The 2,693-nt window shown below is 52.2% G+C and carries 4 protein-coding genes and 1 tRNA gene; 1 reads left to right on the top strand and 4 read right to left on the bottom strand.

Annotated elements, in window-relative coordinates:
- The 4 genes from LBJ25_01520 to accD form a co-directional block, all read right to left on the bottom strand.
- On the bottom strand, window positions 1-248 hold a 248-nt coding region (locus tag LBJ25_01520; GenBank protein MDR1452642.1), incomplete at its 3' end, for a hypothetical protein.
- A gap of 93 nt (window positions 249-341) precedes the next feature.
- Window positions 342-429 (bottom strand) — tRNA-Leu (locus LBJ25_01515).
- The gene (locus LBJ25_01510; protein ID MDR1452641.1) at window positions 430-1,404 is read right to left on the bottom strand and encodes an acetyl-CoA carboxylase carboxyltransferase subunit alpha; all 975 of its coding nucleotides are present in this window, start codon (window positions 1,402-1,404) and stop codon (window positions 430-432) included. It abuts the tRNA gene before it with no gap.
- Window position 1,405: 1 nt separating this feature from the next.
- Complete coding sequence (gene accD, locus LBJ25_01505) at window positions 1,406-2,269, bottom strand: acetyl-CoA carboxylase, carboxyltransferase subunit beta (protein MDR1452640.1); 864 nt, start codon at window positions 2,267-2,269, stop codon at window positions 1,406-1,408.
- A gap of 60 nt (window positions 2,270-2,329) precedes the next feature.
- On the opposite strand from accD, the gene rpsT reads away from it, so the two are divergent.
- On the top strand, window positions 2,330-2,596 hold the full coding sequence (gene rpsT / locus LBJ25_01500) for a 30S ribosomal protein S20 (GenBank protein MDR1452639.1): 267 nt from the start codon (window positions 2,330-2,332) through the stop codon (window positions 2,594-2,596).
- Window positions 2,597-2,693 lie beyond the last annotated feature (97 nt).

The following is a 2,693-nucleotide window of genomic DNA, read 5'->3' as shown; positions in this document are numbered from 1 at the left end:
TTTCTGCCATTCTCTCTATTGCGGCGGCATATTTCCTCGTAGCTCTTTCGATTTTCTATTGCCCAACCCTTTTTGCTATTAACAATAAAATCAACTATGGGGTCGGCGATTGCCGGATCGTTGCCACGGTCTATCTCCAGCATGGCCATAATCACTTCTCGGAATTGCTTATCTGATACGTTCTGCATTCCCTCGATTTGATCGATTGAAATCAGAAGTGCATTTTTTGTTTTACTAGCTTTTAACATTCCCCACCTCGCGCATTGGGTGGAGCAAAGCACGCTCGCGTGTGCTTTGCTCCGCAAGGCAACAAACTAGTTGTATTTTTTATGAAATTTATGTGGTGCCGAAGGTGGGACTTGAACCCACACACCCGCAAGGAGTTCACGATTTTGAGTCGTGCGCGTCTGCCAATTCCGCCACTTCGGCTTATTTAAAAAACCCTACATTCCTAAATTTATTATAGCGTTCGGCGGTGATTTCGTCAGTAGTTTTGTCGGAATAATTCTGCAAAAACGCGGCGATAGCCTGGCCGAGATTCTGCGCGGCGGCCGCGTGGTCATTGTGCGCCCCGCCCCACGGCTCGGGAATGATCCCGTCAATGATTTTTAATTTCAACAGATCCGGCGCGGTAATTTTCAGCGCTTTGGCCGCGGCTTCCGCCTGCGCCGGGTCGCGCCAGAGTATCGAACCGCAGGCTTCGGGCGTGATGACCGAGTAAGTAGCGTACTCCAGCATCAGGACTTGATCGGCCACGGCCAGCCCCAGCGCGCCGCCGCTGCCGCCCTCGCCGGTGATGATCGCCAAAACCGGAACTTTTAATCTGGACATCTCCAGCAGATTGCGCGCGATAGCTTCGGCCTGACCGCGTTCTTCCGCGCCCAGCCCGGGAAAAGCGCCCGGCGTGTCGACCAAAGTAATGATCGGGAAATTAAACCTCTCCGCCACGCGCATGATGCGCAGCGCTTTGCGGTAGCCCTCCGGCTGTGGCATACCGAAATTGCGGTAAATGTTTTCTTTGGTGTCATGGCCTTTTTGGTGGCCGATCACCGCCACATTTTGTCCCTGAAAAAAGGCAATGCCGCCAACGATCGCCGGATCATCGCCGAAAAGCCGGTCGCCTTTTTGCTCGACAAAATCCGTAAAGAGCAGCCCAATATAATCCAGCGCGCTAGGGCGCAGCTGATGGCGGGAGATCTGCACGATATTGAGCGGGGTCAGCGCGGCAAAAATTTCTTTTTCTTTTTGCGCGGCGCGTTTTTTCAACGCGGCAATTTCTTTGTCCACATTGATCTTCTGCGCTCTGGACATAGCCTCCAGTTCGGCGATCGCCTCGTAGATCTCCGCCACCGGTTTTTCAAAATCCAAAAGTATTTTTTTCTTCTCCCCAATATTTTCTGCCATGTCACACTTCCTGCCGGACAAAATGTTTCAGTATCCGGGCCAAATAATCTTTTAATTCCAACCGCGAGACCACCGCGTCCAGAAAACCGTGTTCTTCTAAATATTCGGCTCTTTGAAAATCGCGCGGCAGTTTTTGGCGGATAGTCTGCTCGATCACGCGCGGCCCGGCAAAACCGATCAGCGCGCCTTTTTCCGCCACATGAATATCGCCCAGCATAGCAAAGCTGGCCGTCGTGCCACCGGTAGTCGGATCGGTAAACACCACGATGTACGGCACGCGCGCCGCATTCAGTTTGGCCACCGCCGCGGAAGTTTTAGCCATTTGCAGCAACGAAACCAGGCCTTCCTGCATGCGCGCGCCGCCCGACGCCGTAAAAACAACCAGCGGTATTTTTTTCTCCAGCGCTTTTTCCACCGCGCGGACAAATTTCTCACCCAACACCGAGCCCATGCTGCCGCCCAAAAAAGCAAAATCCATAATCCCTAAAATCACCGGATATTTCTGAATGGCCGCCGTGCCGCAGACCAGCGCATCGCTACGGCCTGTTTTGGCCTGATTTTCCCGCAGGCGGGCTTGATAAGTTTTGGTGTCCTCAAAAGCCAAAAAATCCACCGCCGTCAGCTCCGCGGCAAATTCCTGAAAAGACCCCGCGTCGGCGGTCAAGGCCAGCCTTTCCGCAAAAGTCAGGCGGAAGTGGTGCCCGCAGCTCGAGCAGACTTTTTGATTGTCCTCCAGATCTTTTTTGTACAAAATCGTGGCGCAGGACGGACATTTCACCCACAGATCGCCTGGAATATCCAAACGTTCGGCAGTTTTTTCAGAAGCATTTTCTTTTTGCTTGCTAAACCATTCCAAAACTGACATAGGTATGTTATTATACCGGCCGCGTCAGCAAATGACAAGAAAAAGGAGAAAAAGTCAGCGATGGCCAACATAAAATCCGCCAAAAAAAGGATCAAGATCACGGAACGCAATAATTTGAGGAACAAAGCGGCGCGTTCGGAAGTAAAAACTCTGCGTAAGCAGACGGAAGACGTTCTGCTCAAAGGCGGCGAAAATAAAGACGCTCTGCTGAAAAAATTTTTAGCGCGTGTCGACAGCGCTGCGTCTAAAGGTGTATTTCACCGCAACAAAGCCGCGCGGCTGAAAAGCAAGATTTTGGCCAAGGCTAAAAAACCGGTCAAGGCGTAGTTAGAGTTGTCAGTCCGGCTTTGACGCAGGCCGTTTTCAGCCGGCCATCCAGCGTGCCGACCGTGGCGCGTTTGCGCAGGGCTAGTTCAAGATAGGC

Source organism: Candidatus Margulisiibacteriota bacterium, assembly GCA_031268855.1.
Taxonomy (GTDB): Bacteria; Margulisbacteria; Termititenacia; order Termititenacales; family Termititenacaceae; genus Termititenax.
The sequence above is the reverse complement of the archived record's forward strand: the minus strand, read 5'-3'. Positions and strand labels throughout refer to the sequence as shown.